Origin of the sequence: Burkholderia stagnalis (genome assembly GCF_902830275.1) — a bacterium.
GTDB lineage: Bacteria > Pseudomonadota > Gammaproteobacteria > Burkholderiales > Burkholderiaceae > Burkholderia > Burkholderia stagnalis.
Window position 1 is genome coordinate 123,933 of sequence record NZ_CADESW010000021.1, and the last position, 19,558, is coordinate 143,490.

Consider the following 19,558-nt stretch of genomic DNA (forward strand, 5'->3'; position numbering starts at 1 on the left):
TCGTTTCACGCGTCATGAACAGGACGCGCATGCTACTTCGCCGCTTGGCGTCTCATCCTCGCCTCCTCCGGTGAGTCGTAGCTCGACGTCGTCCCCAGCGAGGCGTGACCGAACGTACGTTTGCACGGCCTCGAGCGCGACGCCCGGGGCCAGAGTCCGCGTGCCGACCGGGTGGCGGAATGCATGCGGCGACAGCCGTGCCAACTGGCGGCGCTCGGCTTCGCTCAGATCCGCGAGCTGCGCCTGCAGCTGCGCGGCGGCCCAGCGCACCAGCCCGCGCGTGCCGCGCACCGAATAGCCGCCGGCGGGGTTCGCCGGCGCGTCGTCCGCGTCGACGCGGTCGGCTGCGAATTTCGCACGGACGCGGCGTCTGCGGGGATCACCAGCGGCGCAAACAGCGTCAAGCCCTACGGCGCTGACGCGCCGGGCGCATCGAAATCCTGCGCGCGATCGCGCCAATGCGCGCGCGGTGCGTCGACGCACGCGGCGCCGATCGGCACGAAGCGCTCCTAGTTGCCCTTGCCGATCACGCGCAACTCCCACGTTGCAGGGATCTCATCGTCGGCCGGATGCAGCTCGAGCGCATCTCGCGCGACGGTATCCTGATGTTCGCGAGTTGCGCTGTGACGTTCTCGCGGACCATGGAATCGACGCGTGCGCGGTCGGATGTGTGCTGCCGAGCTTCATTCACCGCTTTCGCGGCATCGGCATGACGCAACCACCCCGCCGCCGCAGGCATACGGTCCAGGCACTTGCATGTGGCGACGGCAGTCATCGCACCACCGTCGGAGTGTCCACAGATGACGACGTCAGTTGCGTTCAGGCCTGCGACTGCGTATTCGATGCTGGCTGACACGCCACCAGGCTGCACGCCGTCAGCCGGAACTATGTTGCCGGCGTTGCGAATGACGAACAACTCGCCTGGCTCTTGCTGTGTCAGCATCTCCGGCACTACACGGCTGTCTGAGCAAGCGATGAACAGCGTTCGCGGATTCTGAGTGGTTGCAAGCTGCTTAAACAACTCCGTGCGCTTGGGAATCTCTTCGCGCTGGAATTTCAGGAAGCCTTCGATCAGGTCTCGCATGATGTCGCCCGTTTGGTTGTGCGGGAACTCGACGTGCAAAATGGATGATCTGAGCTCTATCGGTTCTGGTCGCGTAGATGCCAATCACCGTGAGCAGCCCCAACTAGTTGCTCACGCCGATGCCGAACAGCGCACCCGCACGCCAAGGCGCGACAGCGCCTCACCCAACTCGCCCGGACCGAACACGGCAGCGCTTTGCCGCAGGTCTTCCCATGCGAATACATCGTCGTTGACGATCAGACGGTCACCGAACTGCCGCGATATGCGTCAAACAACTGTGAGCACAGGGCCGCCAGGGCAGCGAGATTCACAGCCTGGTCCGCGTGCTCGACTTCGCCGGCATTAAGCACGTCATCGAGGACAGGAGCCAGGCGACGCAGTTTTCGGAAGGTAGCGGCGTCAAGTTTCATGTGATGATGCGCGACGGGGCACGCTGGACTTCTGCCAAACTCTTCGCGCTGGAACTTCAGGAAGCCTTCGATCAGGTCTTGCATGGTGTCGCCCGTTTGGTTGTGTGGGAACTCGATGTGCAAAATGGATGATCTGAGCTCTATCGGTTCTGGTCGCGTAGATGCCAATCACCGTGAGCAGCCCCATGGCCGGTATCGAATGCGCTAACCGGCTCGCAACATGCTGCCATCGAGTTGGCCACGAAAATATGCCTGCGCTTTATGCTCAGATCGTGCACCCCCGACATCCATGACCGGGGGCGCCCAGGCTGGGAATGCTTCAGACCGACTTACCTTCCAGCATCTTTACCGTATCGTCTGTGGTCCAGACCCCATCGGCGATGAAGCGATAATTGACTAGCGCAGCGCCATAGCCATCGCCTTCCGGCAGTTTCGGTCCCGCTACGGCGTCACGCACGACTGCCACCTCGAAGCCATTCTCGAGCAGATCGCGCAGATGCGACTCCACGCACAGGTTGGCCAGCATGCCCGCCAGAATGACCTGCTCCACGCGCTGCTTGCCCAGTTGGAGCTTCAGGTCGTTGACCTGGGGGCCATAGAGCTTGTGCGGCGAGCAAATGATTGTCTTGTCATCCTCGATGTACGGTTTGAACTCCGGAAGGAAGTCCGAGCCTGACCCGCGGAAGCCTTCAAGCGAGAGCGCACTCGGACGGTCGAACAGGCCGAGGTTGTGCTGAAATATCTCCGCCCCACCCTGGAACTGCCACCGATGGTCCTGCGGATAGTAGTAATGGGGGGAAATCGCTATCGTAATTCCGGCCTTCTTGGACGCCTGAAACAGTCGCACCAGGTTCGGCACCATATTCTGTTCGGTCACGCTTTCGCCCACCACCGGCCACGCCTTGCCCTTCGGGCTCATGAAGTCAATCTGCGGATCGATCACGACGAACGCAGTACGGGTGAGGTCAAGCTTCATGTCCGTCTTGGGCAGTGCCGGTTTGGCCGGATCCGCGTACTTGGCACCGCCACCGGCGGGCGCTGAGTTGGCCAGCGAGGGCAGTTGCGTGGAGGCCACTGCCGCGGCGGCAGCCATGCCCTTGAAGAAGGTACGGCGGCCATGAAATTTTGAGGATTCACACATAGTAATTCTCCGGTTGGCTGCGCGGGAACGCTGGCAGGTGCGGCAGACGCACTGTCATGGGTCCAGAGCGCACGATCGCTAAAGCAACTTCCAGAATCGGGAATAGACGGAGTGATCGTCACAGCCGCCAGGTTTCATCGCCGCCTGGAAAGCTCACTGCGGCTACCCGAACTTCTTGTCGGACGATCCGGGCGATGCAGGCCGCAACGTTTACGGGGTTCCAGTTGTTGATCGTCCCCACGAGACAGGTGAGGATCGGCAGCTCCTGCTAGCTGTATCGGGTGTGCACGCGTTCTCGCGAACAGGACCTTCGATCGTGATCTTCTGAAACAGCGGGCCGAACTCCATGCGCTTCGTGGACAGTTCTCTGGACTGCTGAACGTAGGTAGGAAATCGAGTCATGATGTTTCCTGGATGAGCTGACTGACGGCGTGTTTCTCGACCATGGCGGTGCGTTCCAGATCGAGTGTCATCGTGGGAACGGGCATGGCGCGCTCGGTGGGATCGGTGTACTACGCCGGTTGTTCTGCTGTTGGTCGTTGCTGTGTTGGGTCATGTTGGTTCCTGGGACTGGGGTGGACAACGAACACGTCGCGAAGCTCTCGAGCCGATGCATCGATGCTGACGTGATGCGTTGAAATCTAGAAGCAAATGCCTGCCTGAACTAGGGGCCGGGCGCGGACAGTTCTGTCAATCGCGACGCACCAATCGCGTTCAGCGAGAGTTCATCAAGAATGAGCCGGCGCATTTGAAGATCCTGTCGTGCGGATGGCTGAGCTCGGTGAACGACCCAGCGGCACGCGCCGGATGCGTTGCCGCAACATTGGTGAAGCACCTGCAACATCGAATTGCACGTGACGCATATCGCACGGCGAGGAGACCGTGGCTAGACTGATCGCGTCTCCACTCAGGTCTATACCCATGAAGATTGATCCCGCGCCAATACAGCCTGGCTTCGCTGGCGTCACGCGCCGTCAGTTTTTGGTCATCGGGGCAGGCACTGCAGCAGCAGTGGCTTTGCCATTCGCAGCGGCCGCTGCCTCTACTGCGCCGAATGGCGCCGAAACTCCGGAAGGAAATCCACCCATGAGCTATATCACTACCAAAGACGGGGTCCAGATCTTCTACAAGGATTTGGGTCCCTCCAATGGCACCCCGATCGTCTTCTCGCACGGATGGCCTCTGAGCTCCGACGATTGGGACGCGCAGATGATGTTCTTCCTCTCCAAGGGCTATCGTGTCGTCGCGCACGATCGGCGCGGGCATGGCCGCTCGGCGCAAGTCTGGAACGGCCACGACATGGATCACTACGCCGACGACCTCGCCGCGGTCGTGAACCATCTCGACCTCAGGGGCGCGATCCACGTCGGACACTCCACCGGCGGCGGCGAGGTCGTGCGCTATCTGGCTCGCCACGGCGAGAAGCGAGCCGCGAAGGCCTGCCTCATAAACGCCGTGCCGCCGCTGATGGTCAAGACCGCGTCGAACCCCGGCGGCCTGCCGAAGGACGTGTTCGACGGCCTGCAACGGCAGACGGCCACGAACCGGGCGCAGTTCTACCGCGACATTCCCGCCGGGCCGTTCTACGGCTTCAACCGGCCGGGCGTGAAGCCGCAGGAAGGCATCATCCAGAACTGGTGGCGCCAGGGGATGATGGGCAGCGCCAAGGCGCACTACGACGGCGTCGTCGCGTTCTCGCAGACCGACTTCACCGACGACCTGAAGAAGATCGGACTGCCGGTGCTGGTGATGCACGGCGACGACGACCAGATCGTCCCCTACGCCGACTCCGCGCCACTGTCGGCCAAGCTGCTGAAGAACGGCACGCTGAAGACCTACAAGGGCTTTCCGCACGGCATGCCGACAACGCACGCGGACGTCATTAACGCGGACCTGCTGGCTTTTATCAACGCCTGATCGAGTCCGAATCAGCCGGCACCGTCGATGGCCGGTCCACCGTTGGGGTGAAGGCCATCGACGCGACGCCCACTCTGGACGTCCAGTCCCCCCTCCTGAAGACGCTCCGCTGAACCCTTCTTCCTGCCCACATCGCCATGACCAAACTCACTTTTACCAACGGCGCCCCCGTTGTCGACAACTACAACATCGAGACCGCCGGTGCGCGCGGCCCCGCGCTGTTGCAGGACATCTGGCTGCTTGAGAAGCTCGCCCACTTCGACCGCGAGGTGATCCCCGAGCGGCGCATGCACGCCAAGGGCTCCGGCGCATTTGGCCACTTCACGGTGACGCACGACATCACAGCGTTCTCGAAGGCCAGGCTCTTTTCCGGCATCGGCAAGAAGACGGACGTCTTCGTGCGCTTCTCCACGGTGGCCGGCGAGCGCGGCGCGGCGGATGCCGAGCGAGACATCCGCGGCTTCGCGGTGAAGTTTTATACCGAGGAAGGCAATTGGGACCTGGTGGGTAACAACACGCCCGTGTTTTTCCTGCGCGACCCGCTGCGATTTCCCGACCTGAACCACGCCGTCAAGCGCGACCCGCGCAGCAACCTGCGCAGCGCCCAGAACAACTGGGACTTCTGGACGCTGCTACCCGAGGCGCTGCATCAGGTGACCATCGTGATGAGCGATCGCGGCCTGCCCGATGGCTATCGCCACATGCACGGTTTCGGCAGTCACACGTTCAGCTTCATCAACGAGAACAACGAGCGGCACTGGGTGAAGTTTCACCTGCGCAGCCTGCAAGGCATTCGCAACCTCACCGACGCACAGGCCGCCGCGATCGTCGCCAACGACCGCGAGAGCGCGCAGCGCGACCTGCTCGAGGCGATCGATGGCGGCAACTTCCCGCGCTGGACGTTGTGCATCCAGGTGATGACCGAGCAGCAAGCGCAGGTCTGCCCGTTTAATCCCTTCGACCTCACCAAGGTCTGGCCGCACGGCGACTACCCACTCATCGAAGTGGGTGTGCTGGAGCTCAACCGCAACCCCGACAACTACTTCGCCGATGTGGAGCAGGCGGCGTTCTCGCCCGCCAACATCGTGCCGGGCATTGGCTTCTCGCCGGACAAGATGCTGCAGGGGCGGCTCTTCAGCTACGGCGACGCGGTCCGCTACCGTCTGGGCGTGAACGCGCACCAGATCCCGGTAAACGCCCCGCGTTGCCCGATGCACAGCTATCACCGCGACGGCGCGATGCGCGTGGACGGCAACCAGGGCGGGCTGCCTGGCATCGTGCCAAACAGCCGCGGCGAGTGGGCCGACAGCCCGCGGCTGGCGGAGCCGCCGCTGGAGGTCTCGGGGGCAGCCGCGCACTGGGACCATCGCGCGGACGACGACTACTACTCGCAGCCGGGAGCGCTGTTCCGACTGATGTCGCCCAAGCAGAAGCTGCAGCTCTTCGACAACACGGCGCGCTCGCTCGGCGGCGCGAGCGAGGACGTGCAGCAGCGGCATATCCGCAATTGCACGATGGCCGATCCCGCCTATGGCGCAGGTGTTGCCGAGGCGCTGAAGAACCGCTAGTCAGGCACCGGGCGCGTTGGTGCTGCAAGTTGCCCAACGCGCCCGTGAAAGGCGGGGCAGAGTGCGTACGCTTATGCGCATCAATGAAGAGGATCACTTCAAGCGATGGTCACAATGCTCAAACTGTCCTCCCTTGGCGCGGCGCACACCGCATTCGCCCTCGTGGCCGTTGTCTGCGGCTACGCAATGCTCCTGCGCTTCGGACAACATACCAACGTCTTACCGCAATCTCCCAACTGACAGATTGTCACGTGCCGAACATTCCCTTGATCCTCGCCACTTTCGCAGTGGCCAAACTCCAATACGTCTACAGCGCTCGCCCTCTGAAACAGGCCCGGGCCACTATCAACTTCAAGCTGGATATCCAGAAGGTACCGGATCCGGAAGGCGGCCACCGTGCGGTGACTACCCTTGACGGCAAGCATTTGCCGACCAAGCCGCTTTGACTGTATGCCATCCTAAGCGGATAGGGCCGCTGCCCCGGTCCCCGGAAGGATCGCCGATGTGACCTGCAGGCTGTATCGGCGGGCGAATTCGGTGGGGGTGGCGCAGTCCAGCGCAGAGTGGGGTCGACTCTCGTTCTGGTGGGTCCGTCAGGCAGAGATCTTGGCCCTGGCGCCGTCCACTCGTGGCGCAGCCGGTCGTTGAAGTCGCGTCGTCAGTCGTCCTGCCAAGTCTATTGACCCGGCAGGGGCACCAATGGCGCCGAGGCGGCCTGTCGATCATCACGCGTTGGTGAAAAAGCACCCGCGCATTGAAGGTCCAGCGCCCGGATTGCTGTCGTCATGTGATCGACGAACACGCGGATACGCGACGGCAGATGCTGACGACTCAAGTAGCAGATGTAGTGGCCGCGGTCATCGGGTGCGTACTGTGGCATGGAGTAAACCAGTTTCCCCTCGCGCAGCAGATCGCAGATCAGGTACCCCCCCAACTGAGCGATGCCTTTGCCCTGGAGGACGGCCTCCAGCACTAGCCCGACATCGTTGAACATGAGGCGCGATGGCGGAGTCAGCTTGCGCGTCCCCCCCTCCACCTTGAACTCCCATTCGTAGACGCGGCCCGACGGCAGACGGACGTTGATGCAGTCGTGCTGCATCACCGCGTCCGGTGACTCGGGCATACCGCGCCTGACGGCATACTCGGGCGAGGCGCATACCAAAGTCTGCATCGGGACGATCCGTTTTGCGACGATCCGGCTGTCGGCCAGGCGCCCGTTGAGAAACGAGACGTCGATGCGGTCCGACGTGAAGTCGCTCGCGACGCAGCTTAGGTGCAGTTCGATCTCGATGTCGGGGTACTTCTCCTGGAAGCCCCACAGCAGCGGTGCAACCACTTTGCGGCCGAAGCCCACGGAAGCGGAGACCCGCAGGCGTCCTCGCGGCGGACCGTCGCGCAGATCGCGCATGTCTTCCATCGCCTCTTTGATGAGAGCGACGCTGGGCTGGCAGCGGGCATGGAAGATCTCGCCTTCGCGCGTGAGCGAAATGCTGCGCGTCGTCCGACTCAACAGACGCAAGCCGACCTGCGCCTCCAGTTTCTGGATGACGCGGCTGACCGCGGAACGAGTGATCCCGAGCCGGTCAGCCGCCTTGCAAAAGCCGCCTTCGGCCACAACGGTGATGAAGGCGACGACTCCGGGATAGCTCGTCGCGAAACTCGATGCAAGCGCGTCCGAGTTGCCCGCAGCGGCAGTCGCCAAAAGAGGCGATTGCATGGCGCAGCAGGACTGAGCCTTGTAGCGATCGAGCCAGTCCTCGAACCGGATCGCGCCGATGCGGGGGTTCTCCCCGGGCGTGAGCGTCCGATCTGAGAGGAGGCCACCGAAGTAGCGCGCGTGGATGTCCGGCACGACCTTGCGCGTATCCTGCATCGCCCGCAGGAAGCGCCTGACCAGTTCGTCCAGTGGCATCGCCTCCGGACCGGCGACTTCGACCGTGCCGTTGACCGGCGGCGCGACTGCGGCCTCGGCAAGCGCCGCTGCCACGTCCGCTGACGCGATCGGCTGGATCAGCGCCGGCGACAAGCGAATCTCCTTGCCTAAGGTGGCCAACTGGGCAGCCGACTGGGCAATGTCGCCGACAGACTCGTAGAACTGCGTCGCACGCACGATGGTGTATGGAATGCCGGATGCCTTGATGAGGCCCTCCTGCGCGACCTTCGCCCGGAAATAGCCGCAGTCGGTAAGCCGTTCGCTACCAACGATCGACAGGGCCACATGGTGGCGTACGCCGGCGGCAGCGCCCGCAGCCAGCAGGTTGCGGCCCGATGTCTCGAGCAACTCGATGGCCGCCTTGTCTTCCCATACTGGCGCGTTCGCCGCATCGACGACGATCTCGGCACCGTCGAGCGCTTTGGCCAAACCCTCGCGGGTGCGGGTGTTGTCGCCGGTGTCAGGGGCGGCTGCGAGCACGTCATGGCCGCGCTTGCGAAGGTTCTCCACAAGCATCGTTCCGATGAGGCCGGTGCACCCGATGACGACAATTTTCATGTTTTCTCTCCGTTTCTCGACCGCAAACCGTTGTCGTCGATATATATGGAGATTGCCCGCGCGCTCCGGGGAAGTCCTTGCCTTCGCCTTGAATTTCTCTGCAGGAGAGCTTGATTATTCGTCCAAGCGTTGCTCGATCGGGATGAGATGCTCTCACCTCCGGTTGCAGTATCATCCATGGACGGAATTCGCCGGTTACCCCCTGGGAGCCGAATCGGCCACGGGATGTCAAGTGAAGTTCGAGTTTGGAGACTACGTGATCGACCCGGAACGCCGGGAGCTTTCGCATCGCGCGAAAGTCGTACCTGTCGGGCCGCAAGTCTTCGATCTGCTCCTGCATCTTGTCAGGAACCGTGACCGTGTCGTCAGCAAGGACGACCTGCTGCAGGCGGTATGGCACGGCCGAATCGTGTCGGAATCGACGATCACCAGTCACATCAATGCGGTCCGCAAGGCCATCGGCGACACCGGCGGGGAACAGCGCTTGGTCAGGACTGTCGCCCGCAAGGGTTTCCGCTTCGTCGGCGAGATCGGCGAACACATCTCCAGAGAATTGAGGGAGCCCCCGTCCACGCCCCTCCTTCCGGGTAAACCCTCCATTACCGTATTGCCCTTCCAGAACCTGAGCGGCGATCCCGAGCAGGAGTATTTCGCCGACGGCGTGGTGGAGGACATCATCGCTGCGCTATCGCGCATACGCTGGCTGTTCGTCATCGCGAGCGACTCGAGCTTCACCTACAAGGGCCGCGCAGTCGAGGTGAAGGACGTCGGCCGCGAGCTTGGCGTGCGCTACGTGCTGGAAGGTAGCGTGCGCAAGACTGGCAACAAGGTGCGCATCACGGGGCAGCTCATCGATGCCAGGATCGGGGCACATCTCTGGGCGGAGCGCTTCGAAGGCACGCTGGACGACATCTTCGAACTGCAGGACCAGGTTGCGGAAAGCGTCGTCGGCGCCATCGCGCCGCAGCTCGAGCGGGCGGAAATCGAGCGTGCCAAGCGCAAGCCGACGGAGAACCTGTGCGCCTACGACTATTACCTTCGCGGCGCCGCGCACTTGCACAGCGGAACGCGCGAATCGATCGAGGCGGCGCTGCCCTTGTTCTACAAGGCCACCGAGCTCGATCCGGATTTCGCATCGGCCTATGGCATGGCGGCCTGGTGTTATTTCTGGCGCAAGATGAATGGCTGGATGACCGATCCGCCCCGGGAGATTGCCGAGGGCACTCGCCTGGCGCGACTGGCGGTGGAGCTTGGCCGGGACGATGCTGTGGCGCTCACGAGAGGAGCTCATGCACTCGGGCATCTCACCGGCGACCTCGACGGCGGTATCGCGCTGTTCGACAGAGCTTTGCTGCTCAATCCGAACCACGCCCCTGCATGGTCCCTGTGTGGGTGCCTGTACGCTTGTCGCGGTGAAACAGACGTTGCGATCAAGTATTTGACGCGTGCCATTCGCTTGAGTCCATTGGACCCGGAAATGTTCAGGATGCAGGCTGGGATGGCACTGGCACATTTCTTTGCAGGACGCTTCGACTCCGCTTCGGATTGGGCCGAAAGGGCCAAATGGAATCTACCGAGTTTCCTTGCCCCGGTCGGCGTTCTGGCGGCGAGTCATGCGCGCGCTGGACGCATGGACAAAGCGAAGGAGGCAATGCAGCGCCTGCGCACGCTCGATCCGTCACTCCGCGTTTCCAATCTCAAGGACTGGCTTCCGATCGGTCGCCCAGAGGACTTGACCCAGTTTGCGGAGGGGCTGCGGCTGGCCGGATTGCCCGAGTGACTACGGCACGATTGCTCCTCGTCGATGGCGCATACCGTGCCGAGCAGAGCGTGCTCTCGAACGGCCGCACCGATCGCATGGATGAGACCGGGAAGGCCTACCCTGTCGAGCGGTGTGCCGCCTGGTGCGACCGGTGCTGCGATCATGCAGACCCATGGATGAGCGTCGGATCGGATCGATGCCTTTCGACCCGCGAGCCACCGCCAGGCCGCGGGTGTCCATGCCTGACTTGTTAACGGCCATTCGCAGCATGCAGCGCAATGTCGCCAACTGGCCGAGAGCCGTCGGATGCGGTCACGGCCCCCGCTTGTCATCGAGCCCGGCGCGGGCCGCCGCGATCGACTGGTGCAGCTTCGCTTGCAGCGCCTCACACGGTGGCAGCACGGTCAGGTACTCGGCAACGTGGATACCGCTTTTGATGTGGCGAATGTCGGTCAGCAGGGACGCGGTGAGCCGTTCGGTCATCTTGTCGGAAGTCGGGGAAATCGGTCGCCGACACGCAGCGCCCGGCAGCGGCCACGTTGCCGGAATCTCGGCGGCGGCGGGACCCTCACCGGCGCACCGCGAATTCTCTCCGCGCTGCGGAGAGAAGTCAGCCCCCGTCGCTCCCAGCACTATCACTCACTGACTTCGGCGCGCTCGCGCCCGATCACTTCGGTGCCAGCTATGCCGGAACTCGAGACGCGGCGGGCCGCCGCCCGCGCGTGAACGGGGGCACGCGACGATCGTTCACATCTGAGGCGGCCTCGCGGAGAGGCGGCGCAGGCAGGACGTCGGCGGCGCCGTCAGCGGATCCCGCCGGCCGGCGATTTAGTCGTTTGAGCGGCCCCATGCGGGTACTCGGCGAGAATGTCCAGAAATGAAGGGGAACATAGCCCTCACTATGTTCCCCTTCACATCTCGCGATCGAGTGCTGCGACCTCGACGAGGAGGTATGCCCTCCCGGAGATCCCTCGCCGTCCCAGGATTCGATGAGCCCCGGTCGCGTGTTGATACGTATCAACACCAGCGCAAAATAGACCCGTAACCACTTGAATTTATTTTGTTATTTATAAAACACGAACTTCACACATCCGGATCCGGAATCCGCGCCGACTGAATCACGACCAGCGTATCCCCCGCCTCGATCCGGCACGGCGGATCCTCGTAGAACGAGTGAATCTTCCCGCCCCTATCGAGCCCGACGACGATCGCGCCCGGCACGACGTTCGTCATGCAGCCGATCTCGTGCTTCATCGCCGGCCGCTCGACCAGCGTCGCGCGGCCGCGGGTCGACAGCATGTCGTTGACGAACGGCACGATGTAGCGGCTGTGCACCGCATCGGCGAGCAGCAGCGCGCCGATCTTCGTCGACGACACGATCACGTCCGCGCCCGCCTGGCGCAATTGCCGCTGATACAGGTTCTCCTGGATGCGCACGACGATCTTCGTGTCGGGCGCGATGCTGCGCACCGACAGCGTCAGCAGGATCGCGGTCGGATCGTCGGTCACCGAGATGATCACCGCCTTCGCGGCGCGCACCTGCGCCTGCTGCAGCAGGTCCTCGTGCGCGGGGTCGCCGAGCAGCCCGGTCACGCCGAGCGACGTCGCGGCCTCGAGCGCCTGCTGCTGCGCGTCGATCACGATCACCGTCGCCGGATCGACGCCGCTTTCGAGCAGCTCGCGCACGGCGATCGAGCCGGACAGGCCGTAGCCGCACACGACGATGTGATCGGTCAGTTGTTTTTGCAGGCGTTTCATGCGGAATTCCTCGACAACGCGCTGGATCACGAACTGATACGCCGTGCCCAGGAAGATGAACCAGATGCCGATGCGGATCGGCACGATGAAGAATGCATCGATCAGCCGCGCCCGCGCGGTGACCGGCACGATGTCGCCGTAGCCGACCGTCGCGACCGTGACCATCGTGAAATAGACGAGATCGGCGATGCCCATCGGCGTGCTCTTCGTCGAATCGCGCAGGCCGTCGCGATCGAGATACAGCACGAGGAACGCGAGCGCGCACAGGAACACGACGAGGGCGAGGCGGAACAGCAGCGTGCGATGCGGCGACGTCGCGGGGCGCGTGAACAGCGTGCGCGCGCGCGGCGCCTGCCACGGGTTGCGGGCGCGCCGGAGGCGAGAGCGCAACGACCGGCGCTGGGCGGATGGCGAAGCCAACGGGCAATCTCCTGATGGATAAGGGGTCGATTCTACGATGGGCGGGCGCGCCTGCGGCAAGCCTGCCGGCCCCCCGGCCTTACCCACGTTGCATCGGCGATACGTCGCGACACCCCGGACGTTTCAGCGCTGAAACATTTCTCGAGGCCGGGCCCAGCGCCCCGCTTGCGCCACGGCGACGGTTCGCCACCGCCCTGCTGCCCTGCCATCTTGATCCGCGCACGAGAGCGTAAGCGCCGCCGCGCATCGCGCCGCGCACGTCCGCAACGCCCCCCGAATCAATTCGTATCAGAGCCGAAACAAAATCGCCATTCGCGCCGGCCGGCCGGCTCGCGCAAGCACGCATCGCCATGCTGCGCGCGCCCGCCGCCGCATCTGGCCCGCTACTTGCTATTGCTCCGACGTAAGGCAGTAGTCGACAAGCAGTCGCACCAAGCGACGGACATCGAACGAACAACATCGGGGTAGCGCATGAGCAAGACAAAGCGCTTGACGGCGGGGATATCCGCGCCGGGGGGACTGCCGCACCAGTCCGACCGTCACCTGCGTGGCGGCGTACTGTAATGCACGCCGCCACGACGGAAGCCGCGGCGGGTGCGGCAGGCGCGCGTGCATGGGAGCTGCCCCACGGATCGGGCATCGAGGACGATCCGCTGCTGGGCTGCCTGCTCGTGCTGACGCGGCTGTTCGACCGGCCCGTGGGCGCCGACGCGCTCGTGGCCGGCCTGCCGCTGGCCGGCCAGCGCCTGACGCCGGCGCTGTTCATCCGGGCAGCGGCGCGCGCGGGCCTTTCCGCCAAACTGGCCCGGCGCGCGCTCGACGACATCCCGGACGCGGTCTTGCCCGTCGTGCTGCTGCTGAACGACGGGCAGGCATGCGTGCTGGTTCGCAGAAACGCGTCCGGCACCGTGCAGGTGATCCTTCCCGAAACCGGCTGCGGCGAGGCAGCGCTCGCCCCGGCCGAGCTCGCGCAACGCCATGCCGGCCTCGTGCTGTTCGCGCGCCCCGCCCACCGGTTCGACGCGCGCGACGCGGAAAGCGCCGTGCCGCGCCCGCGCAACTGGTTCTGGGGCGTGGTCGCGCAGTCGTGGCCGATCTACGCGGAAGTGATGCTCGCGTCGATGCTGGTCAACCTGTTCGCGCTGGCCATGCCGCTGTTCACGATGAACGTCTACGACCGGGTCGTGCCGAACCACGCGCTCGAGACGTTGTGGGCGCTGGCGGCCGGCATCGTGCTCGTGATCGTGTTCGACGTGGTGATGCGCACGTTGCGCGGCTATTTCATCGACATGGCCGGCAAGAAGATCGACGTGATCCTGTCCGCCAACCTGTTCGAAAAAGTGCTCGGCATCCGGATGGCCGCGCGCCCGCCGTCGGTCGGCGGATTCGCGTCGCAGATCCAGGAATTCGAAGCGGTGCGCGATTTCCTCACGTCGGCCACCGCGGCGGCGCTGATCGACCTGCCGTTTTCGATCGTGTTCATCGCGGCGATGTTCTGGGTCGGCGGCGGGCTCGGCTGGCTGCCGCTGATGGCGCTGCCGCTCGTGATCGGCGCGGGCGTCGCCGTGCAGGGGCCGCTCGCACGGGCCGTGCAGGCCAGCCAGCGCCACGCGAGCCAGCGGCAGGCGCTGCTGATCGAAACGCTGGTCGGCCTCGAAACGATCAAGGTCAACGGCGCGGAAGGGCCGATGCAGGCCCGCTGGGAGCAGTTGCTGGGCGAAATCGCGCGGCTCGGGCTCAAGTCGCGCCTGCTGTCGGGATGCGCGGTCAATTTCGCGATGTTCTCCCAACAGGCGGCCTATCTCGCCGTGGTGCTGTGCGGCGTCTACATGATTGGCGACGACCGGCTCACGACCGGCGGCCTGATCGCCTGCACGACCCTGACGGGCCGCGCGCTGGCGCCGATGGGCCAGGTGGCGTCGCTACTGACCCGCTACCACCAGTCCCGCAGCGCGCTGGCGTCGATCAGCGGCGTGATGAACCTGCCCGGCGAGCGCCCGGCCGACCAGCGCTTCGTGCACCGGCCGGCACTGCGCGGCGAGATCGAATTCCGGAACGTCGGCTTCGCGTACCCGGGCCAGAGCGGCACGTCGCTCGACGGCGTGTCGTTCCGCATCGCCGCGGGCGAGCGCGTCGGCATCATCGGACGCGTCGGCTCGGGCAAGACCACGATCGAAAAACTCATCCTGGGGCTCTATCCGCCCGCTTCCGGCAACGTGCTGATCGACGGCATCGAGCTGCGCCAGTACGATCCCGCCGCGCTGCGGCGCGGGATCGGCCACGTGCCGCAGGACGTGATGCTGTTCAACGGCACCGTGCGGGACAACATCGTGCTGGGCGCGCCCGGCGTGGACGACGACGCCGTGCTGCGCGCCGCGCAGGTCGCCGGGGTCGCCGACTTCGTCAACCGCTTGCCGAACGGCTTCGATCTCGCCGTCGGCGAGCGCGGCGAAGCGTTGTCCGGCGGACAGCGTCAAGCGGTCGCGATCGCCCGCGCGATGTTGCTGTCGCCGCAGGTGCTGTTGCTCGACGAGCCCAGCAGCGCGATGGACAACCGGTCCGAGGAACTGTTCAAGGCGCGGCTCGCGGCCCGCCTCGAGGGCCGCACGCTGCTGCTCGTCACGCATCGCCCGTCGCTGCTCACGCTCGTCGACCGCCTGATCGTGATGGATCAGGGCCGCGTCGTCGCCGACGGCCCGAAGGACCAGGTCCTGGCCGCGCTTGCAGGGAGGACGCTCCATGTCGCTGCTGGCTGAACCCGACGGCGCGGATACGCCGACGATGAACCGCGCCGCGGCGCTCAAGGCGCTGGCCGCGCGGATCGGCGCAGCCCTCAGGCCGCGCGCCGACGATACGGCGTTCATGCGCGAGCGCTGCGCGGCGGCAATGGAAGGGCCGCGCTATTTCAGCCACTGGATACTCTGGGCGACGCTCGCCTTCTTCGTCATCGCCCTCGCCTGGGCCGCATTCGCCGAAGTGGACGAAGTGACCGTCGGCGAAGGCAAGGTGATCCCGTCCAGCCGGGTGCAGGTGGTGCAGAACCTCGAGGGCGGCATCGTCTCCGAGATCATGGTGCGCGTGGGACAGGTCGTGCAGAAAGGCCAGCCGCTGATGCGCATCGACGATACGCGCTTCACGTCGTCGTACAAGGAAGGACAGGCGAAGGATGCCGCGCTGCTTGCCCGGATCGCGCGCCTCACCGCCGAGGCGAACGGCACCGCGTTCGTCGCGCCCGATCGGCTGGCGCAGACGAGCCCCGGCCTGCTCGACGAGGAGCGCTCGCTGTTCGAATCGCGCCAGCGCGAATTGCAGGCCAATCTGGACGTGCTCAGGCAACAGGCCGAACAACATCGCCAGGAGCTCGCGGAGAAACGTTCGCGCCAGGCGCAGCTTCAGCATAGCTATGGCCTCGTCGCAAAGGAGCTGGCGCTGACGAGCCCGCTCGTGCAGAAAGGCGCGGTATCCGATGTCGAAGTCCTGCGGCTCGAACGGCAGGCCAACGACATGAAAGGCGACCTCGACGCGACGCGGCTGGCGATGCCGCGGCTGGAAGCCGCCTATCGCGAAGCGCGCCAGAAGATCGACGAAACGACCGCGCACTTCCGCGCCGACGCGATGAAGGAGCTGAACCAGGCGCGCGCCGAACAGTCCGCGCTGAGCGCGGCCAATGTGGCGCTCGAGGATCGCGTCACGCGCACGCTGGTGCGCGCGCCGCTGAAGGGCATGGTCAAGCAGATCAAGATCAACACCGTCGGCGGCGTGATCCAGCCGGGGATGGACCTGCTGGAGATCGTGCCGCTGGACGACACGCTGCTGATCGAAGCGCGCGTGCGGCCGGCGGACATCGCGTTCCTGCATCCGGGGCAGGACGCGACGGTCAAGCTCTCCGCGTACGACTTTTCCATCTACGGCGGCTTTCCGGCCGTCGTCGAGGACATCAGCGCCGACACGATCGTGCCCGACCGCCCCGGCGAGAAACCCGACAGCTACTACCGCGTTCTGGTGCGCACCCGGCAGAACAAGCCGAGCGGCCGCAGCCAGCCGGTCGCGATCGTGCCGGGCATGATCGCGACGGTCGACATCCGGACCGGCCGCCGGACCGTATTGCATTACCTGCTCAAGCCCGTCATCAAGACCAAGGACATGGCGTTGCGCGAGCGCTGACACGACGATCGATTTGCAGATCCGCGGGCGAGCGTCGCATCGGGCGGCGGAACGCCTGCATCAATACACATTGGACAGGACGGGGAGCACGACATGGCGACGACTTCGAACGGCACCGCGGTGTCCATGGGCAATACGCCTCAGGCGACAAACGACGTGTTTACGTCGGCGCAGACCGGGCTCACCGACAATACGCTCACCACCGTCTACCTGAACGTGATGGCGAACGATCTCGGTGGCGCGGCCAAGACGCTCTACTCGCTCGACTCCGGCACCGAAGCGACCGTCGCGCTCGAGCAGACCGCGCTGCTGACGCAGGACACGGCGAGAGCCGAAGCCGTGAGCATGGATTACAGCGCGCACGGCGCGCACATCTGGATCACGTCGGACGGCAAGGTCGGGTACGATGCTAGCCACCTTGATGCGTCATGGCTGTCGAACAGCTTCAATACACTCGGCTATGCGCAGGACAGCTTCACCTACGCGATCCGGCTGGGCAACGGCACGCTGAGCTGGGCGACCGCCTATGTCAACATTGCGCCGCCCGCCCCTGTCGTCGCGCTGGCGCACGACACGGGCTGTTCTGCCGCCGACAACATCACGTCGGACTGCACGCTTTCGGTCGGCGGAGTCGCACACGGCGCGACCGTTCAGTACAGCACCGACAACGGCGCGCACTGGAACACGAGTTTCAGCGCGGTCGAGGGAACGAATACCGTGCTGGTCCGGCAGATCGATGTCGCCGGCAATGTGTCGGCGGCGGCGTCCTGCTGTTTCACGCTCGATACGGCCGCGGCTGTGGCGCCTGGCGTGGCGTTGGCGGTCGATTCGGGGAGCAGCGGCGTCGATCACGTCACGAATGTCGGTACGCTGAATGTGACCGGGGTTCAGAGTGGCGCGACCGTGCAGTACAGCGTCGATGGCGGTGCGCATTGGGGCACCAGCTTCGGTGCGGTCGAAGGCATGAACAACGTGCAGGTGCGGCAGGTTGACGTTGCAGGCAATGCGTCGGCGGCGACGTCGTTCAGCTTCACGCTCGATACGTCGGCGGCTGCGCCGGGTGTCGCGCTGGCGGTCGATTCGGGCAGCAGTGCCGTCGATCATGTCACCAAAGTCGGCACATTGAACCTGACCGGTGTCGAAACCGGCGCCACCGTGCAGTACAGCGTGGATGGCGGCGCGCACTGGAGCACCAGTTTCAGCGCCGTCGAAGGTGTGAACGACGTGCAGGTCCGCCAGACGGACATCGCCGGCAACACATCCAATCCGACCTCGTTCAGCTTCACGCTCGATACCTCGGCGGCTGCGCCGGGTGTCGAGCTGGCGGTCGATTCGGGCAGCAGTGCGTCCGACCACGTCACCAATGTCGGCACGCTGAACCTGACGGGCGTCGAAGCCGGCGCGACCGTCGAATACTCGATCGATGGCGGCCATACCTGGAGCACCAGCTTCAATGCGGTCGAAGGCATGAACGACGTCCAAGTCCGGCAGACCGACATCGCTGGCAACACGTCGTCGGCGACCTCGTTCAACTTCACGCTCGATACCTCGGCCGCCGCGCCGGGCGTGGCGCTCGCCACCGATTCCGGCGGCAGTGCGTCCGACCACGTCACCAACGTCGGCACGTTGAACCTGACCGGCGTCGAAACCGGTGCCACCGTCGAATACTCGACCGATGGCGGTCATACGTGGAACACCAGCTTCGGCGCCACCGAAGGCCTGAACGACGTGCAAGTCCGGCAGACCGACATCGCCGGCAATACGTCGTCGGCGACGTCGTTCAGCTTCACGCTCGACACGTCGGCTGCCGCGCCCGGTGTGGCGCTCGCCACCGATTCGGGCAGCAGTGCGTCCGATCACGTCACCAATGTCGGCACGCTGAACCTCACCGGTGTCGAGACCGGCGCGACCGTCGAATATTCGATCGACGGTGGTCATACCTGGAGCACCAGCTTCAGCGCCGTCGAAGGCCTGAACGACGTCCAAGTCCGGCAGACCGACATCGCCGGCAACACGTCCGTTCCGACTTCGTTCAGCTTCACGCTCGATACCTCGGCCACCGCCCCCGGTGTCGCCCTGACCACTGATTCGGGCAGCAGCGCGTCCGATCACGTCACCAATGTCGGCACGCTGAACCTCACCGGTGTCGAGACCGGCGCGACCGTCGAATATTCGATCGACGGTGGTCATACCTGGAGCACCAGCTTCAGCGCCGTCGAAGGCCTGAACGACGTCCAAGTCCGGCAGACCGACATCGCCGGCAACACGTCCGTTCCGACTTCGTTCGGCTTCACGCTCGATACGTCGGCCGCCGCACCGGGCGTGGCGCTCGCCACCGATTCGGGCAGCAATGCCTCCGACCACGTCACCAACGCCGGCACGCTGAACCTGACCGGTGTCGAGACCGATGCCACCGTCGAATACTCGACCGACGGCGGTCATACCTGGAGCACCAGTTTCAGCGCCATCGAAGGCCTGAACGACGTGCAGGTCCGGCAGACCGACATCGCCGGCAACACCTCCAACCCGGCTTCGTTCAGCTTCACGCTCGATACGTCGGCTGCCGCACCGGGCGTCGCACTCACCACCGACTCCGGCAGCAGCGCTGTTGATCACGTCACTAACGTCGGCACGCTAAACCTGTCCGGTGTCGAAACCGGTGCCACCGTCGAATACTCGACCGATGGCGGTCATACTTGGAACACCAGCTTCAGTGCCGTCGAAGGCGTGAACGACGTGCAGGTCCGGCAGACCGATATCGCCGGCAATACGTCGTCGGCGACGTCGTTCAGCTTCATGCTCGATACGTCGGCCACCGCCCCCGGTGTTGCGCTGACCACCGA

Annotated in this window: 12 protein-coding genes and 2 pseudogenes; 8 read left to right on the forward strand and 6 right to left on the reverse strand. The window is 64.7% G+C overall.

The window, feature by feature from the left end; translation table 11 throughout:
- Nucleotides 1-120: 120 nt before the first annotated feature.
- Nucleotides 121-513, forward strand: a complete 393-nt coding sequence (locus tag HWY45_RS28995) for a hypothetical protein (protein WP_059883816.1) — start codon at nt 121-123, stop codon at nt 511-513.
- Between the two features lie 13 nt (nt 514-526).
- Here HWY45_RS28995 and HWY45_RS29000 read toward each other — a convergent pair whose 3' ends face one another.
- From HWY45_RS29000 to HWY45_RS29010, 3 genes are all read right to left on the reverse strand, one after another.
- Nucleotides 527-1,084, reverse strand: a complete 558-nt coding sequence (locus HWY45_RS29000; RefSeq protein WP_081069853.1) for a carbonic anhydrase — start codon at nt 1,082-1,084, stop codon at nt 527-529.
- Nucleotides 1,085-1,320: 236 nt separating this feature from the next.
- The gene (locus tag HWY45_RS29005) at nt 1,321-1,578 is read right to left on the reverse strand and encodes a hypothetical protein (RefSeq protein ID WP_150998818.1); all 258 of its coding nucleotides are present in this window, start codon (nt 1,576-1,578) and stop codon (nt 1,321-1,323) included.
- 235 nt (nt 1,579-1,813) lie between these two features.
- Nucleotides 1,814-2,635 (reverse strand): cysteine hydrolase family protein, encoded by an 822-nt coding sequence (locus HWY45_RS29010; RefSeq protein ID WP_081069850.1) that lies wholly within the window; start codon nt 2,633-2,635, stop codon nt 1,814-1,816.
- A 1,086-nt stretch (nt 2,636-3,721) separates the two neighbouring features.
- On the opposite strand from HWY45_RS29010, the gene HWY45_RS29015 reads away from it, so the two are divergent.
- From HWY45_RS29015 to HWY45_RS29025, 3 genes and pseudogenes are all read left to right on the forward strand, one after another.
- On the forward strand, nt 3,722-4,552 hold the full coding sequence (locus tag HWY45_RS29015; RefSeq protein WP_059883813.1) for an alpha/beta fold hydrolase: 831 nt from the start codon (nt 3,722-3,724) through the stop codon (nt 4,550-4,552).
- A gap of 137 nt (nt 4,553-4,689) precedes the next feature.
- A complete protein-coding gene (locus HWY45_RS29020; protein ID WP_059883812.1) occupies nt 4,690-6,120 on the forward strand; it encodes a catalase in 1,431 nt (476 codons plus the stop codon).
- Nucleotides 6,121-6,458: 338 nt separating this feature from the next.
- Nucleotides 6,459-6,566, forward strand: a pseudogene (locus tag HWY45_RS29025) (cyanase); the annotation flags it as partial.
- A 230-nt stretch (nt 6,567-6,796) separates the two neighbouring features.
- Here the strand turns inward: HWY45_RS29025 and HWY45_RS37370 are convergent.
- Nucleotides 6,797-8,611 carry a LysR substrate-binding domain-containing protein gene (locus HWY45_RS37370; RefSeq protein ID WP_311732973.1) on the reverse strand — a complete coding sequence of 605 codons (1,815 nt, stop codon included), beginning with the start codon at nt 8,609-8,611 and terminating at the stop codon, nt 6,797-6,799.
- A 232-nt stretch (nt 8,612-8,843) separates the two neighbouring features.
- Here HWY45_RS37370 and HWY45_RS29040 point away from each other — a divergent pair, with 232 nt between their 5' ends.
- A complete protein-coding gene (locus tag HWY45_RS29040; RefSeq protein ID WP_059883810.1) occupies nt 8,844-10,391 on the forward strand; it encodes a winged helix-turn-helix domain-containing tetratricopeptide repeat protein in 1,548 nt (515 codons plus the stop codon).
- 294 nt (nt 10,392-10,685) lie between these two features.
- Here HWY45_RS29040 and HWY45_RS29045 read toward each other — a convergent pair.
- Both HWY45_RS29045 and HWY45_RS29050 read right to left on the reverse strand, forming a co-directional pair.
- A pseudogene (locus HWY45_RS29045) lies at nt 10,686-10,808 on the reverse strand (PDDEXK nuclease domain-containing protein); the annotation flags it as partial.
- Nucleotides 10,809-11,456: 648 nt separating this feature from the next.
- Nucleotides 11,457-12,551 carry a potassium channel family protein gene (locus HWY45_RS29050; protein ID WP_059565593.1) on the reverse strand — a complete coding sequence of 365 codons (1,095 nt, stop codon included), beginning with the start codon at nt 12,549-12,551 and terminating at the stop codon, nt 11,457-11,459.
- Nucleotides 12,552-13,114: 563 nt separating this feature from the next.
- Here HWY45_RS29050 and HWY45_RS29055 point away from each other — a divergent pair.
- The 3 genes from HWY45_RS29055 to HWY45_RS29065 form a co-directional block, all read left to right on the forward strand.
- Complete coding sequence (locus HWY45_RS29055; RefSeq protein WP_059883809.1) at nt 13,115-15,307, forward strand: type I secretion system permease/ATPase; 2,193 nt, start codon at nt 13,115-13,117, stop codon at nt 15,305-15,307.
- Nucleotides 15,291-16,715 (forward strand): HlyD family type I secretion periplasmic adaptor subunit, encoded by a 1,425-nt coding sequence (locus tag HWY45_RS29060; RefSeq protein WP_059883808.1) that lies wholly within the window; start codon nt 15,291-15,293, stop codon nt 16,713-16,715. Before HWY45_RS29055 ends, HWY45_RS29060 begins: the two co-directional genes overlap by 17 nt.
- Nucleotides 16,716-16,808: 93 nt before the next feature.
- The coding region (locus tag HWY45_RS29065) for a beta strand repeat-containing protein (RefSeq protein WP_244111020.1) at nt 16,809-19,558 on the forward strand (2,750 nt) is incomplete at its 3' end.